The 16,180-nt window shown below is 47.5% G+C and carries 15 protein-coding genes; 1 reads left to right on the top strand and 14 read right to left on the bottom strand.

Annotated features, from left to right (window positions below; all coding sequences use genetic code 11):
• Positions 1-45 precede the first annotated feature (45 nt).
• Positions 46-1,362: a 23S rRNA (uracil(1939)-C(5))-methyltransferase RlmD gene (gene rlmD, locus FC652_RS10250; RefSeq protein WP_176298488.1), complete on the bottom strand. Its 1,317-nt coding sequence runs from the start codon at positions 1,360-1,362 to the stop codon at positions 46-48.
• 171 nt (positions 1,363-1,533) lie between these two features.
• Between rlmD and barA the strand changes: the two genes are divergently transcribed.
• Positions 1,534-4,320 carry a two-component sensor histidine kinase BarA gene (gene barA, locus FC652_RS10245; RefSeq protein ID WP_176298487.1) on the top strand — a complete coding sequence of 929 codons (2,787 nt, stop codon included), beginning with the start codon at positions 1,534-1,536 and terminating at the stop codon, positions 4,318-4,320.
• A gap of 55 nt (positions 4,321-4,375) precedes the next feature.
• Here the strand turns inward: barA and FC652_RS10240 are convergent, their stop codons facing one another.
• From FC652_RS10240 to FC652_RS10180, 13 genes are all read right to left on the bottom strand, one after another.
• Complete coding sequence (locus FC652_RS10240) at positions 4,376-5,635, bottom strand: GGDEF domain-containing protein (protein WP_176298486.1); 1,260 nt, start codon at positions 5,633-5,635, stop codon at positions 4,376-4,378.
• Positions 5,628-6,035: a hypothetical protein gene (locus FC652_RS10235; RefSeq protein WP_176298485.1), complete on the bottom strand. Its 408-nt coding sequence runs from the start codon at positions 6,033-6,035 to the stop codon at positions 5,628-5,630. Before FC652_RS10235 ends, FC652_RS10240 begins: the two co-directional genes overlap by 8 nt.
• A 9-nt stretch (positions 6,036-6,044) precedes the next feature.
• Complete coding sequence (locus tag FC652_RS10230) at positions 6,045-7,325, bottom strand: hypothetical protein (RefSeq protein ID WP_176298484.1); 1,281 nt, start codon at positions 7,323-7,325, stop codon at positions 6,045-6,047.
• A gap of 293 nt (positions 7,326-7,618) precedes the next feature.
• Positions 7,619-7,999: a holo-ACP synthase gene (gene acpS / locus FC652_RS10225; RefSeq protein ID WP_176298483.1), complete on the bottom strand. Its 381-nt coding sequence runs from the start codon at positions 7,997-7,999 to the stop codon at positions 7,619-7,621.
• A gap of 1 nt (position 8,000) precedes the next feature.
• A complete protein-coding gene (gene pdxJ, locus FC652_RS10220; RefSeq protein WP_176298482.1) occupies positions 8,001-8,732 on the bottom strand; it encodes a pyridoxine 5'-phosphate synthase in 732 nt (243 codons plus the stop codon).
• Positions 8,729-9,460 (bottom strand): DNA repair protein RecO, encoded by a 732-nt coding sequence (gene recO, locus FC652_RS10215; RefSeq protein WP_176298481.1) that lies wholly within the window; start codon positions 9,458-9,460, stop codon positions 8,729-8,731. The genes pdxJ and recO overlap by 4 nt, the downstream gene beginning before the upstream one ends.
• An 85-nt stretch (positions 9,461-9,545) precedes the next feature.
• Entirely contained in the window at positions 9,546-10,508 is a 963-nt protein-coding gene (era, locus tag FC652_RS10210) for a GTPase Era (protein WP_176298480.1), read from the bottom strand.
• Positions 10,501-11,178 (bottom strand): ribonuclease III, encoded by a 678-nt coding sequence (gene rnc, locus FC652_RS10205; RefSeq protein ID WP_176298479.1) that lies wholly within the window; start codon positions 11,176-11,178, stop codon positions 10,501-10,503. Before rnc ends, era begins: the two co-directional genes overlap by 8 nt.
• Before the next feature lie 22 nt (positions 11,179-11,200).
• On the bottom strand, positions 11,201-12,100 hold the full coding sequence (gene lepB, locus FC652_RS10200) for a signal peptidase I (RefSeq protein ID WP_038969401.1): 900 nt from the start codon (positions 12,098-12,100) through the stop codon (positions 11,201-11,203).
• Positions 12,101-12,205: 105 nt separating this feature from the next.
• The gene (lepA, locus tag FC652_RS10195) at positions 12,206-13,999 is read right to left on the bottom strand and encodes a translation elongation factor 4 (RefSeq protein ID WP_176298478.1); all 1,794 of its coding nucleotides are present in this window, start codon (positions 13,997-13,999) and stop codon (positions 12,206-12,208) included.
• A gap of 113 nt (positions 14,000-14,112) precedes the next feature.
• Positions 14,113-14,583 carry a SoxR reducing system RseC family protein gene (locus FC652_RS10190; protein ID WP_176298477.1) on the bottom strand — a complete coding sequence of 157 codons (471 nt, stop codon included), beginning with the start codon at positions 14,581-14,583 and terminating at the stop codon, positions 14,113-14,115.
• Positions 14,580-15,557: a sigma-E factor regulatory protein RseB gene (gene rseB / locus FC652_RS10185; protein ID WP_176298476.1), complete on the bottom strand. Its 978-nt coding sequence runs from the start codon at positions 15,555-15,557 to the stop codon at positions 14,580-14,582. The genes FC652_RS10190 and rseB overlap by 4 nt, the downstream gene beginning before the upstream one ends.
• Positions 15,554-16,174: a sigma-E factor negative regulatory protein gene (locus FC652_RS10180; RefSeq protein ID WP_176298475.1), complete on the bottom strand. Its 621-nt coding sequence runs from the start codon at positions 16,172-16,174 to the stop codon at positions 15,554-15,556. Before FC652_RS10180 ends, rseB begins: the two co-directional genes overlap by 4 nt.
• Positions 16,175-16,180 lie beyond the last annotated feature (6 nt).

Here is a 16,180-nt window from a genome sequence, read left to right as displayed (position 1 = left end):
AGTTCGTTTTGTCCCAATCAAACGATGGCTTTCTCACCATGTAGTTTACTTTTCAAACAGCGCCATCGATTCGAGGTGACTGGTATAAGGGAACATGTCCAACATACCTAATTTGGTTAAGCGATAACCTTGCTCCAACAGGCTTTGGCTATCCCTTGCAAGGGTAGCAGGATTACACGAAACATAAACCACTCTTTTCGCACCGAGTGCGGAAACCTGCTCGATGATACCGCTTGCGCCAGCCCTTGCTGGATCGAGTAAAATCTTATCAAACTTCTCGCTCGCCCAAGGCTGCCCGACAAAATCCTGCTCCAGATTAGCGTGGAAAAATTGCGCGTTATTGATTTGGTTCAAAGAGGCGTTGATTGCTGCTTTTTGCACCATGTCATCCACCCCTTCCACCCCAGTCACCAACTTAGCTTTACTGGCGATCGGCAAGCTAAAATTGCCTAGACCACAGAAGAGATCTAACACACGGTCGCTGCTTTGCGGGTCTAACCACTCAAGCGCTTGAACCACCATCTGTTGGTTTACCTTTTGGTTCACCTGAATAAAGTTGTTTGGCTCAAATGGCACTTTAAAGCCAATTTCTTGGTAGTATGGCGCTTCGCCAGAAATACGTTCGAGCTGATCGCTTGCAGGCATAAGGTAAAGCGTGGCTTGATGTTGTTCTGCACATTGACGTAGCTTAGCCACGTCTTCATCCAACAATGGGCCTGTATGTCGAAGCGTGATGACCGCACCGTTATCTGCCGCAACCAGTTCAACATGGCCTAAGTGTTCAGGATGTTGGAAATGGCTCAAGATCGCTTTCAGTTCTGGCAACAAACACTCAAGTTCAGCGACTAATACCGGGCACTGAGTAACGTTTTCGATTTGCTTGCTCTGTTTACGGCGGAATCCAAACTGCAACTGGCGCGATTTTTTGTCCCACATCAGGCTGACGCGCGCACGACGACGATACGCCTTCTCAAGCCCCGTTACTGGTGGTGATAAAAGGATCTCACTGCCGGAAAATTTCTTCATCAGTTGCAGCAGAGTGCTCTGCTTATAAGCCAGTTGGGCTTGGTAATCCATGTGCTGCATGTCGCAACCACCACACTGATTAAAATGAGGGCAGAATGGTTCAACACGTTCGGCCGCCGGTTTGAGTAATTTGATCAGTTTACCGCGCGCAAACTTACTTTTACTCTCCGTCAGCTGCGTCACCACCTCTTCCCCCGGTAAAGTGCCATCAATAAAAAGCGGCTTTTTGTTGAGATAGGCGATCCCCGCCCCTTGATGGTCGAGTTTTTCCACCAACACCTGCTGATGTTTGCTTTCGGGTTGAAGTTTCTTTTTCGGTTGGAAAAAACGTGCCATGCTCAATTACCTGAATGATTTACTCAAATTTGTTTTACCGCTTCACTATTCTGCTGCGCAGCCGTTGTGCCTGTGAGCGGTTGTGATTATGCTTAGCGACTATCCGGCTGGGTCACTGACATATAGTGGCACCTATTTTCCCATATCCAGACCTTGATGTAATTAGATAACATGACCAGATATGGCTTACGAGCACGTGTAATTACGCTCACCCTAGCGCCAACCTTGATCATCGGGTTGTTGCTCAGTAGTTTTTTCTCTTTCAATCGCTATCAAGATTTGGAACGTCAGGTGATCACCACGGGCAACAGCATTATTGAACCGATCGCCATCGCCAGCGAGCCTCATCTTCTTTCTGAAAGCCGCGAAGCCGTGCGCCGCCTCGTCAGTTACGCCCATCGCAAAAATTCAGGGCTGGTCAGAAGTATTGCGGTCTTTGATGGCAAACATGAACTGTTTGTAACCTCGAACTTCCACCCAAACTTTGAATCACTCACCTACCCAAAAGATAAGCCGATCCCATTGCTAGGTAATGCCGAAATTCTCAGTGATACCATGATTTTGAGAGTGCCCGTGTTGTCTGAAGGGCACTATTTGAGTGATTTGGCCGAACCTGGTCAAGCGACTCGTGCTATCGGTTATATCGCTGTCGAAATGGATCTCTCCACACTTCGCCTTCAGCAATATCAAGAAGTGTTCTCGGCATTTTTAGTCTTGATCCTCGGTTTAGGCTTAGCCAGTGTATTTGCTTCACGTTTGATGCAGGACGTCACTCAGCCAATCACCCATATGAAAAACGTGGTCGATCGCATTCGCCGTGGTCAATTGGATGTGCGAATTGAAGGCAAGATGCACGGGGAATTGGATTCGTTGAAAAACGGTATCAACGCGATGGCGATTTCATTGTCGGAATACCACGTTGAGATGCAGCACAGCATTGACCAAGCCACCTCCGACTTACGAGAAACACTTGAGCAGCTCGAGATTCAAAACGTTGAACTGGATATCGCCAAAAAACGCGCTCAAGAAGCGGCACGAGTCAAATCCGAGTTCCTCGCCAATATGTCGCATGAGCTGCGTACACCACTCAATGGCGTGATCGGCTTTACTCGTCAGATGCTCAAAACGCAGCTTACCAACAGCCAAACCGACTATCTGCAGACCATTGAAAAATCAGCCAACAACCTACTCAATATCATCAACGATATTTTGGACTTCTCGAAACTTGAAGCAGGTAAGCTGGCACTGGAAAACATTCCATTCGATTTCCGTGAAAGCCTAGAAGAGGTTATCAGCCTTCAAGCCACCAGCGCGCACGAAAAAGGGTTAGAGATCACGTTGAAGATTGATCCGCGTATCCCAGAAGGCGTGGTGGGCGATCCATTACGTATTCAGCAGGTACTGACCAACCTAGTGGGTAACTCAATCAAGTTTACCGAGCGTGGCAACATCGATGTCAGTGTGGAGATGCGCGCTCAATCGGGTGATAGCCTTGATCTACAGTTCATGGTTAAAGACACGGGTATCGGCATTTCTGAACGTCAACAAGCACAGCTTTTCCAAGCCTTTAGTCAAGCGGATGCCAGTATTTCTCGCCGTTATGGTGGCACAGGCCTTGGGTTGGTTATCACCCAGAAGCTAGTCAGCCAAATGGGCGGTGAGATCAGCCTCACCAGCCGTTTACATCAAGGTTCGACCTTCTGGTTCACCTTGCGTCTGCACTCCACGCAAATGCCAATGACAGAATCCAGGGATGCGGAACTGCTGCACGGAAAAGAGCTCCTTTTGGTGGAACCAAACATGCAAGCCGCCGCCGTGACTCAGCAAGTACTGACGCAAGAAGGCATCAATGTCACTTACCGCTCGCAACTGCCCGATAACGCCAAAGGCTACGACTTTGTGCTGCTGAGCTTAGCGGTGAATCAGAGCCATGAGATGGAAACCATTGAGAACTGGCTCAACCGTGCACTGCATATCTCCGCAAATACTATTTTGGCGATTCCGAGTACCGAGCTCGCCCTAGCTGATCAGCTTACTGAACGCTTTGGTATTCAATGTTTGACCAAACCACTGGGTCGAAGAAAACTGTTGCAAAGTCTTGCGGCAAAACAAACCTTACAACCTTTACTTCTGGCGCCTGAAAACGCGCAAGCAGAGCGCTCTTCCCTGTCGGTACTGGCTGTGGATGACAACCCGGCCAACCTCAAACTGATCACCGCGCTCCTTGCCGAAAGAGTGGTTTCGGTCACCTCTTGCAGTTCAGGTCAAGACGCCGTCGATATCGCCACCAGCCGCCAATTCGATCTGATCTTTATGGATATTCAAATGCCGAAGATGGATGGCGTAACGGCTTGTAAATTGATCAAAAAAACCGAACTCAATGCCAACACGCCTGTGATCGCGGTCACGGCACACGCCATGAGCGGTGAACGAGACCGCTTGCTAAAAGCGGGTATGGACGACTATCTCACCAAACCTATTGAGGAACACATTCTTCAGCAGGTGTTAATTCATTGGAACCCCAACACCTGTGACAGTAAAGTGGAAAAAATCTCACCAAGTTATGTAGCCACTGAGGAGGAGCAAGCTCAGCAGAACATAGCACGTAGCAGCGATATAATCATTGATTGGCAGGCGGCACTAAAGCAATCCGCCAATAAAGAAGATCTCGCTAAAGACATGCTTAAAATGCTGGTTGAGTTTATGCCAGATGTCGAAGCCGTGGTTGAGCAGGCACTCGAACAAGAAGCGTATCCACGACAAGAGCTGATTGATGTGATTCACAAACTGCATGGCAGCAGCTCTTACTGCGGGGTGCCACGCTTAAAGGCACTGTGCGCCACCATTGAGCAATCCCTACGCAGCGATGCCGATTTGATGGATGTAGAACCGGAGCTTTTTGAACTGCAAGATGAGATGCTCAAGGTTTCCACTACTGCGCAGCTTTATCTCAAATAAATAAAAAACCGCCTGTTCATCCGGCGGTTTTCTTTGTTCATACCCAGCACTAAGATCAATGCCCCATCGATTGGCTCATCGGTTGGCGAAAAAAACGCGCCGCATTCTTTCCATCTTGTTTTGCCACATACATGGCGCTATCGGCTTGCAATAGCAGTTTTTCCATATCCGCCTGTGTAGCGGTAGAGCTCGCAATGCCAATACTACATCCTACGTGGACTTGCACTTGTTTCACTTCAATTGGTGTATTACTCACCTCAATCAGCTGCTGAGCAAAAGCCATTAAAAATGCCTCCATTTTTTCCGGTCCATCGCGGTGTGAAAGATAGATGACGAACTCATCCCCCCCAATTCTGCCAACCACACTTTGCGCAAAATGCTCTTGGGTCAAATTTAGATAGCGGCTGGCAATCGTAGACAGCACTGCATCCCCCACAGCATGACCATGGTTATCATTGACCAATTTAAACCCATCTAAATCGATCAAAAATAAAGAAAGATAGGTGCCACTGTGCTTCATGTACGAAAAGTGTTTTTCACACCCCAAGCGATTCTTTAATCCCGTTAAGGTATCTTGCTCAGCCATACCACGGTAGTAGATCTCCCAACGCTCGATTTGTGAACGCAGCTCTTTTTCTCGGATCAAGGCTTGGTGAGAGGCTTCAATAAAGGTATTGATGCTGTTGGCCACGAGGCCAATCTCGTTACTACGGTTCTGCTCATCAATCTCCACCGTTTTCACTTGCCCTGGCGTAGCGCGCGCAACCGCAATAGAAAGCGCTTGTAATGGCTTGCCGATGATACGCTTCACCACCAAAGCGATCACAATAAAAGTCATTAAAAACTGCAATAAGACAAAGAGGATCTGATAAAGCACTTCGTCTAATGTTTGACGTTGAATGACCAAATGGTTGTCGTGAACATAGAGCATCCCCAATGGCTTAGCATCGACAGGAGACAGCAAAGGGTACTGGTTGGAATGCTCCCACATGTCTTTTTCAAATTGACCCGGTTTAATTTTATCGAAAGTGACCCCTTCTAAACTTTCTAACCGCACCGCATTGATTTCATCATGCAACAACAGGGCGTCAATCACCTCTTCCGCGATTTCATGGTTATTGACGTAAAGGGCAATGGCGGCAGAGTTTGATAAGGAAAGCACCAGTTTTTGTTCCAACTCCATGTGAGCCTGCGTCGCATTTTTAAAACCAAACGGAATCATTAGTGCCAATAGCAGCACCAAATAAATGATCGCGCAAATCGAGACAAATCTAAGCAGACGATTCGCTAAGGATTGACGAGGCAAATTATTCATTAATCGTCACCACCACCTTGAGTCCGTCTGGGGGAGGAGTCTGCATGTAACCAATCGCATTGGGGTTATTGAGTAAATGACTCACCAACTCTTCATCCGTTTCGACCAAGTGAGGAGCACGCATACGACCTGAAAACTTAAGCTTAGCCCAGTAGGCGTTAATCTGACTGGCACGCATATTGGCAATCCTAATAAAAAATCGTTCGCGTACGTCATCTTCTCGATCAAGCACTTGTGTGATCTCTACTTGGCCAAAGGTCCGCTTACGACCCAAGTAGATGTCGGCTACGTCACTTTGTTTCATTTGATGAATCGAACTGTCATGGCTGACGACAACAAAGATTTCCGCTTGCGCCAATCCACTTCCCCACAACATAAGGAGCAGTATTAGATATTTCATCTCTGCCCCCTAGAAAATAAAGTTCACACTAAGTGTGTAAAGTTGTACATCGCGTTCCTTCATCGAAGATCGGTTGTCTGCGGCCCACAATCCGTAGCCCACCTCACTGATCTGGATAAAGTCGACTTGCCCCTTCAGCGCGACTTGAGGATGAATGTCCCATCGCAGTCCCAGTGAATAGGAATTTTGGTCGATATGGGTTGCATTGATACCACCAACGATCAACTGCTGAATTTGTCCCAGCTGAGGATCCACCATTCCCCAATCACTTTTCGCACCAAAGATCTCGGACGACGGTTGAAAAAAAGCCGCGATCAGATAAGGGGTCACACGATTTATGTTGTGACCCAACATTAAATACCCCCCCTTACCTTGTGGAATGGCTTGCTTCATACCAGCCACGTAAAACAGCTCAGTTTGCATGAGCCATTCACCATCAAAGTAACCGAGACCCAATTGCCAATATTTCACCGATTCGCCATTTATGTCAGATTGATCATAGATCTCTGCCGCTTCTGAGCTTACCGCCCCCAACCCCGAGTTCGCCAACTGCAAAATACCCTGCTGTGCGGAAAGGCCATTTTCACCAAGAGTCACGACCAAATCGGCGACATCAACATAAGAAAAACGCGCACTCCATTCGTGGTAGTCGAACGTTAAAGCAACGGCGAGCGTATGATCAGAACTGGCTTTAGATAGCTCATTGGTTCGTTCATCCTCTAGAACTTGAGAGATGCGGCCATATTGAACGCTGGCAGACCAATTGAGTTTGTTGAACGATGAGCGGTAAGTGACATCAATACCATCGATGGAGTCATAGAAAATACTGCCGTACAACTCTTGAGGAGGGCGTACCCACAGGTGAGCGTAATCGATTCGACGGCTGTCAGCCGCAGTGTATGCATTCAGCCCAACCCGCCCTAAACGCAGATCCCAGTTAGCATCAGGAAGATACCGTAAAAAAGCCAGTTCGGTGACGTTGTTGAAATCCTGCTCAACTCGGTCTTCTAGAACCCATTGTGCAGTCGCAGACCATCGATAATCCCAGGTAAAATCAAGTTGTAAACCGAGGTTAGAATCCGGAAGAAATGAGCCATTTCGTTCCACATCTGGAGGTTGGGAAATATTTCGCAGATAGCCAATATCAGGTTCATTTTCGTAGCTGTAGCCCAAAGAGCCAAAACCAGATACTGACCACTCTTGTGCAGATACAGGGAAAGAGTGACAGAGCAAAGCAACCACTAGGGAAGTCGAATAAAGTCGAATTGTGGAATAAGCATCACTCAACATGGCACCGCCTTTCTAAGCAAATCCATTGCTAACACGCATTTCGACTTCCTCATTAAAGTCAAAATAGAGCAACGGCAAGGAAAAACTGACCAACTTTGCATTTATAATTTTTATAATTACAACAAATACACATTTAGAGTATATGCAATTTAATCAGCAAGCGACAATCTCAAATGGAACGAAGATCACCTTAAACGTGGGTATTTTGTAAATTTGTGAAAAAGATACGTAATTGGGAGGGATTTAATAAAATACCTTCACGTGTGCAACAACGACACGCGAAGGCTGAGGGATCACTTTTCTAATATTACGGTTGCAATGGCATAATGACGTTCGTCAGAGATAGAAAGATGAGTATGCAAAACGCCGTAGGCTTGCGCCAGTTCAGCCGATTTACCGCGCAAAGTGAGCACCGGCTTGCCATTCTCATCATTACAGATCGCAAAGTCTTGAAATGAGACACCATGTGCAATGCCCGTGCCTAGCGCTTTTGAAGCCGCTTCTTTGGCCGCAAAACGCTTTGCTAGGAAACGCGCCTGCTGCTTTGAGGCACGAAAGGTCATCATCTCATGCTCGGTGAGGATGCGTTGCGCAAATGCCTCACCAGTACGAGCGAGGGCTTTTTCCACTCGCTCGATTTCCGCAATATCGGTACCCAGTCCAACAATGGCCATACTACTGACGAGCCGCCACCATAATGGCTTTCATGTCCGCCACCGCTTTATGCAGGCCATCAAACACCGCACGGCCAATGATCGCATGGCCAATATTCAGCTCGTAAATTTCAGGCAATGCTGCGATGGGTGCCACGTTGTGGTAAGTCAAACCGTGGCCTGCGTTCACCGTAATGCCAAGATCGGCTGCGTAGCTCGCACCCGCAGCAATTTTTTTCAACTCATCGAGCTGATCTTCTTCCGTTTCTGCGTCAGCGTAGTGGCCAGTGTGCAGCTCAATGAAGGGAGCACCGCACGCTTTTGCTGCGTCAATTTGCTCACGATCAGCATCAATAAACAATGAAACTTTGATGCCTGCGGCACTCAGTTTCTTCGTTGCAGCTTTGATTTTCTCTAAATGCCCAGCAACGTCTAACCCCCCTTCTGTAGTGAGTTCTTCACGCTTTTCTGGCACTAAACACACATATTCTGGCTGAGTTTTCAGTGCAATGTCGATCATTTCATCTGTCACTGCCATTTCCAGGTTCATGCGGGTTTGTAAGGTCTCACGCAGAATTCGAACATCACGGTCAGTGATGTGGCGGCGATCTTCACGCAAATGAATGGTGATGCCGTCCGCACCTGCTCGCTCTGCCACTTCAGCAGCGTGGACAGGATCAGGGTATTTCGTACCGCGGGCATTACGTAATGTTGCAACGTGGTCGATGTTCACACCCAGGTAAATTGAACTCATTTTTCCATACTCCGTGTTCGGGGAATCCTCATTTGCACAAACAATTCCCGACTTTTTAAAGGTTTGCCGCCAAGATACGGCTTTAGGGCTATACGTGTAAAGCGTTTTGCAGCTTGCAGCTGCTCTTTCGTGAGGAAGCGACGTTCACTGATGGCAATCAGTTCATTGCCATAAAAAGTGAGATTATCGCGTCGTACTGACGCGATGAAGCCTTTTTGATCTCGATAGCGATAAGTCATTTGCGGATCAATCGACTCGCCAGTACCAGCACAATGCAAAAAATCCACGCCGTAGCCCATCGCAGCCAATAGAGCGAGCTCAAAACGGCGCAGAGCGGGTTCAGGATTATCCGCTTGAGCTAACTCAGTCAGCGCGAAAAGGTAGTCATGGAACAACCCTGGCATAGGTACTTCTTGCATCAAAACGCGGCCGACCAACTCATTCACATACATCGCGGAATAGAGGTAGATACCCGTTAGAGGAAGACCTAAGCTGATCGGCTCCGCTTGACGTAACGTTTTCATCGAGCCTTTACCAGACCACTTTAATAACAGTGGTGTAAACGGCTGCAACGCACCTTTTAAATTGGAACGCTTACTGCGTGCCCCTTTCGACATCAAGGTGATGCGGCCGAACTCTTCGCTGAATACGTCCAAGATCAGACTGGATTCGCTATAAGGGCGACGATGGAGAACAAAACATCGCTGTAAACCGTCAGGCGCGTTCATGCTGTGCTTCTATTCCACAAAAAATAAGGAGCCACTTGGGCTCCTTAACAAGATACGATCGGAGCGATAACTCTCGCTAACCGAGTTAGAGGTCGTCAATGTAACCGAGTGAGCGCAACGCACGTTCGTCGTCTGCCCAACCTGATTTCACTTTCACCCAAGTTTCTAGGTAAACCTTGCGACCAAACAGTTCTTCCATATCGAGGCGCGCTTCACGACCAATGGTTTTGATTTTCTCACCACCTTTACCAATCACCATTTTCTTCTGACCACTACGCTCGACAAGAATTAAGGCGTTAATGTGGAAGCCATCGGTTTCTGGGTTGTAATCGAAACGTTCGATCTCTACGGTCACTGAGTATGGCAATTCATCACCGGTGAAACGCATCAGTTTTTCACGCACGATTTCAGACGCCATAAAACGCTGTGAACGATCCGTCACATACTCTTCAGGGAAATGGTGCACTGCTTTTGGCAAGTGGTCACGAACGTGCTTGCGCAACACATCGATGTTTTTACCCTGTTTGGCAGAAATGGGCACCACATCGACGAAGTTCATTCTCTTCGACATTTCCATCATGTGCTGCATCACGTCATTGCGATCTTGGACGTTGTCGACTTTGTTAACACACAACACGACTGGGAAGTTCGCTTTCTGCAACTTGGTCAGTACCATTTCATCGTCGTTAGTCCAATGGGTACCATCAACCAAGAAAAACACCAAGTTCACATCACTTAACGACGAGTTAGCGGCACGATTCATCAAACGGTTAATGGCGCGTTTCTCTTCGATGTGCAATCCCGGAGTATCAACATAAATCGCTTGATAGTCGCCATCGGTATCGACACCCATGATACGGTGACGTGTAGTTTGCGGCTTACGGGAGGTAATCGAAATTTTCTGACCAAGAATCTTGTTCAGTAGGGTCGATTTACCCACATTAGGACGACCAACAATGGCGATAAAACCGCAGTGCTGGTTTTCAGAAGACGTGCTTTTCTTCTCTGTCGAGAAAAACGCATCGATATCAAATTCATTATCAGCCATTGGTTAACTGCTCCAGAGCCAATTCCGCAGCCGCTTGTTCTGCCTTGCGGCGGCTGGTACCTCTACCGACAACGGGTCTATCCATACCCGCGATATCACACTCAACCGTGAACTCCTGATTGTGTGCTTCACCTTTAATATTAGTCACAGTATACACTGGCAACGGTTTTCTTCTGCCTTGCAAGAATTCCTGCAAACGCGTCTTAGGATCTTTCTGCGAAACACCAGGTTTGATGGCATCCAAACGAGAAGCATACCAACTCAAAACGATGCCACGCACCACTTCTAGATCACTATCAAGATAGACAGCACCAATAATGGCTTCTACGGCGTCAGCCAAAATAGAATCACGGCGGAAACCGCCACTTTTCAGCTCGCCTGGACCTAATTTTAAGTAATCTCCCAAGCCAAATTCGCGGCCTAGCTCTGCCAATGTGTTTCCGCGCACTAACGTCGCTCGCATGCGGCTCATGTCTCCCTCATTCACCTTCGGGAAACGATGATAAAGTTCATCAGCAATGACAAAACTTAAAATTGAATCGCCCAGAAATTCAAGACGTTCATTGTGTTTACTGTTGGCGCTGCGATGAGTCAGCGCCAAACTGAGCAGCTCGTCATCTTTAAACTGATAGCCGAGCTGTCTGGTTAGTTTCTCAATTGGAGAATTCATACTTTTCCGATAATCATCAAAGTTAGTGAATACCGCCGATGCGGTTAAAACGCACCCCAGTCGGAATCCAAGACGGCAGCACACTGTCTACGCTTCGGTCAAACTCGAAGCTGATCCAGATACCTACCGCCTTACCGACTAGGTTAGCTTCTGGTACAAAGCCCCAGTAACGGCTATCAGCACTGTTGTCACGGTTATCCCCCATCACAAAGTACTGACCTTGTGGTACAACCCACTCGTTAACACCAGCGCGAGGCGCATAGGCTTCGACTCGGTCTTGACGCAGTGGATTAACCAAAATTTGATGTTTTACATCGCCAAGCTGTTCGTCCGTTTGAATAAGAGGAATGCCGTCTTGGCTAAATTCGCTCTCCACAACATTGTTGCGTTTGACGACTTCACATGCACTTTGCCCTTTAGGTTGAATGCAAATCTCTTTTTGGCGATTGTAGCGCACCGTATCGCCCGGCAATCCGACCACTCGTTTGATGTAGTCAATACTCGGTGACGGTGGGTATTTAAATACCACGATATCGCCACGCTCAGGCTTACCTGTTTCCACCAATTGAGTACGCCAAACCGGATCTTTCAGGCCATAAGCGTATTTCTCCACCAGAATAAAATCGCCCACGAGCAGAGTTGGCATCATTGAGCCTGAAGGGATCTGAAACGGTTCATAGATAAAAGAGCGTAACACCAAAACAAAGGCGATAACCGGGAAGATAGAGACACTGTTTTCCACCCACCAAGGCTGCATTTTCGCCTTTGCGAGAGTTTGTGCATCTAACCCATTAACCGTTTGGCTTTCAATCTCCGCCACTTTTTGTTGGCGTTTCTTGGCCCAAACCAGTTTTTCGAGCAACCAAACCACACCTGTGATCAGCGTGACGATGACCAAAATCAGTGAGAATGTATTCGCCATGGACTTCCCTTATCTAAAAAATACGAAAGTGAAAGAGCCGTAACCCTTTCACTTAATGGATATCTACCGTCTTATGACTGGTAAGCAAGATGTAAGTTCAAACTATTAGTCTTTACCTACATGGAGAATCGCTAGGAAAGCTTCTTGCGGTAGCTCAACGTTACCGATCTGCTTCATGCGTTTCTTACCTTCTTTCTGCTTCTTCAGTAGTTTCTTCTTACGGCTCACATCACCACCGTAACACTTCGCTAATACGTTTTTACGTAGCTGTTTTACCGTAGAGCGAGCAATGATGTGGTTACCGATTGCGGCTTGAATAGCGATGTCGAACATTTGGCGAGGAATAAATTCTTTCATCTTCTCTACCAACTGACGGCCACGTGTTTGTGACTGATCTTTATGAGTAATGATCGCCAAAGCATCCACTTTGTCGCCGTTTAGCAACACGTCCACACGCACCATGTTCGATTCTTCAAAACGTTGGAAACCGTAATCAAGCGACGCATAACCACGCGAGGTAGATTTCAAACGGTCAAAGAAATCAAGAACCACTTCCGCCATAGGAATATCGTACGTCAGTGCAACTTGGTTACCGTGGTAAACCATGTCAACCTGAGTGCCGCGCTTTTCAATACATAAGGTAATCACGTTACCTAGGTAATCCGCTGGTACAAGAATATTACAACGTGCGATAGGTTCGCGAATCTCTGCAACGTCATTCACGGCTGGTAACTTCGCCGGGCTATCAACATAGATAACTTGTTTGCCAGTGGTCAGGACTTCGTAAACTACCGTTGGCGCCGTGGTGATGAGATCAAGGTCGTACTCACGCTCTAAACGTTCTTGAATGATCTCCATGTGCAGCATTCCAAGGAAGCCACAGCGGAAACCAAAACCGAGCGCCGCAGAAGTTTCTGGCTCGTAGAATAACGAGGCGTCATTAAGGCTCAATTTACCTAGCGCATCACGGAATGCTTCATAGTCATCCGAAGAAACAGGGAATAGACCAGCATATACCTGAGGTTTCACTTTCTTAAAACCTGGTAACGCTTTCTCTGCGCCATTTTTCGCCAGAGTTAACGTATCACCAACGGGTGCACCTAGAATGTCTTTAATACCACAAACCACCCAGCCTACTTCGCCGGTGTTGAGTTCCGTCGTATCGATCTGTTTTGGTGTGAAGATACCTAAACGGTCTACACCCCAAACTTGCCCCGTACTCATCACTTTGATCTTGTCGTTTTTCTTCAGCTTGCCGTGTTTAATACGCACAAGAGAGACAACGCCAAGGTAGTTGTCAAACCACGAGTCAATGATCAGCGCTTGCAATGGTGCATCCGGATCGCCTTCTGGCGCCGGGATCGCGGAAACGATCTTCTCTAGCACATCATCAACGCCAAGACCTGTTTTGGCTGAACAGCGAACCGCATCAATCGCATCGATACCTACGATGTCTTCAATCTCTTCCGCAACACGCTCTGGCTCTGCTGCTGGTAAGTCAATTTTGTTTAGGATTGGAACGACTTCCAAATCCATTTCAATCGCGGTGTAACAGTTCGCAAGCGTTTGAGCTTCAACACCCTGACCGGCATCCACTACCAACAAAGCACCTTCACACGCGGCCAGCGAGCGAGATACTTCGTAAGAAAAGTCTACGTGTCCCGGAGTATCGATAAAGTTAAGTTGGTAGGTTTCACCATCTTTGGCTGTATAGTCGAGAGTCACACTCTGCGCTTTAATGGTAATTCCACGCTCACGCTCTAGCTCCATTGAGTCTAGGACTTGTTCTGCCATTTCACGGTCGCTTAATCCACCACACACTTGGATTAAACGGTCTGATAGGGTCGATTTGCCGTGGTCAATGTGGGCGATAATCGAAAAATTACGAATGTGCTTCATAGATTTGGGGTGACTAAACTCTGTAATTCTGGGACATAGAAACGCCGCTCATTGGCGGCATTTCTGTTAAGTTGGCAGATTCTACCCAATTTCAACTGTGGGCGCATCATAATTTAGGCGATAGGCTCACCAAAGACTCGAATCAAAGACACTTGTGACGCACTTTTTTGTTCAAGTGGCACAGCCAGTTTTTTGGCCAACATAACCCCAACAGCCACAAAGAGCATTGAAGTTAAAACCACCAGCCCTTCGCCCATACCAAGCCAAGGAGCAAGAACAAAGTGAGCACACAAGGCACCGACCAACATAGCAAGTATAGGCAATAGATAAACCAACATCGCCGATTGTAGAAGGCTTTGCTCCGGAATGCCGATTTCAACCACCTGGCCCACTTTTAAGATTCGAGAGGTCTTAAGTTGCCAATGTAAGTTTTTGTTACCAAACGCTTTACTGACAACCCCAGTACCACAGCTTTTTTGCGATGAACAGCTGCTGCAACTGGTTTGCTGCTCACAACTTAACGCTACTTGGTAACCACTCTCATGTTGAGTGACTTGGGTAACAGTGGCCAGTGCGGTCATCATTGCGGTTTTGCCTTACTCTGGTTAACTTCAGCCGTAAAGGTGACCGATTGAGCAATACGCTGAGCGGTGGCGGGTGGAATATCACCCACCACAGAAATTTCATGTTTACCCACCACTACACTATGTAACGTGCGGCGGCCTTGACGCACTAGCTGGCCTTTCAGCGAATGATCGTCTTTCTCTGCAACATAAACAGAGAAACTAAACAAACCATCCGTGAAAAGTTGGCTTTCCACCATTTGATCCGTCAATGCCAAGCGATAACGACTTAGGTCGTTGGCAACAAATCCTTCCGGTGTCCATGACACACGCCAGTTGCTCTTCTCCACTTCCCCTTTCGGTAAAGTCAAAACAGCAGGTAACTGCACATCTTCAAGACCACTCATTAGGTCGGCAATTTTCTGATTCACGGTGTATGTAATGGCACGATACTGCTCAATCACCTCACCGTCACGATCCACTAGGTCGGCGCGTAAAGGCAGCTTGCTCTGCTCATCAATCCAAACCACGTAGGAATAACGTAACCCATCTTTCGGCACAATACGGATCACTTGCGTAGGAGAGCCAGCTTCACGTGCTCGGCCGACTTGCACGTAATCATAAAACTTATGCAGTTGTTCAATGTCACTGCCTAACATAGGCATGACCGGGGCAACCATTTCTCCGGCTTGAATGGTAAACGGCTCCACACCAGGTTCTATATAGCTGACTTCATGGCCACGTTTAATCACTTCGCGTACAGGCCCACTAAGATAAATCAGATGCGCATACTGCTGCGCTTCTTTACTGGCATGTCGATACAGTAACGGCTCTATGCTGTTTTTTTTGATAAGAATATAAGCTAACTCGTAGCTCAAATTTTGGCTGGCTTCGCTCATTTGATGCAATAAAGCCTCCGCCGGCTTATCGCTGGCAAAGGCTTGGGGAGTCATCACACTGAACAGAGCACAGACACTGAACAGGAATTTCTTCATTCAATTTCCGATGTAGATTGCTCACCTGCGATATGAGATGAGTCACTATTTAATCTTAGCTGGAGCTCATAATCACGTAACATAGCATGAACGCGTTTACGCTGCTCTTGAATTGACGATTCGCTCATCGACTTTTCGACTGATTCACGTGTCAAACTCACTGGCTCAGCACTGCCGGCAAACGGAATGGTCTGCAACACAGGTAATTGATCCGCTTGAGGCACCGCGGGATCACTGCCACCGTATTGTTGCACGCCAAGGATGACCGCAAGGGACACACACGCCGCAACGGCCACTTGGCCAAACTGAGACAACCACGCTGGTAACTGCCTTCTTGCCTGTTGTGGCAAAGGTTGTGACTCTGGAGGCATCTGAGTAAGCTCAATGACTTTTTGCTGATGTAAACTGTGCGCGGGTTCGTTTTCCAACGCTAATGCGACACTTTCAGCAATATTCCACTCGGGCTGTTGCGGTGCTTCACCACGCATAACATCACCGATTAAGTGGTAATTGCGCCAAGAGGCCAAAACGTCATCGTCTTGAGCGATCTCTTTGATCAAAGCCTTATCGACAATTTCGCCATCCATGAGCGCCGAAAGCTTTTCTTTGTCAGCCATTCTAAT

The organism is Vibrio sp. 05-20-BW147 (genome assembly GCF_013369385.1).
GTDB lineage: Bacteria > Pseudomonadota > Gammaproteobacteria > Enterobacterales > Vibrionaceae > Vibrio > Vibrio floridensis.
Note: the sequence above shows the minus strand (reverse complement) of the source record. Positions and strands in the feature narration are given on the sequence as shown.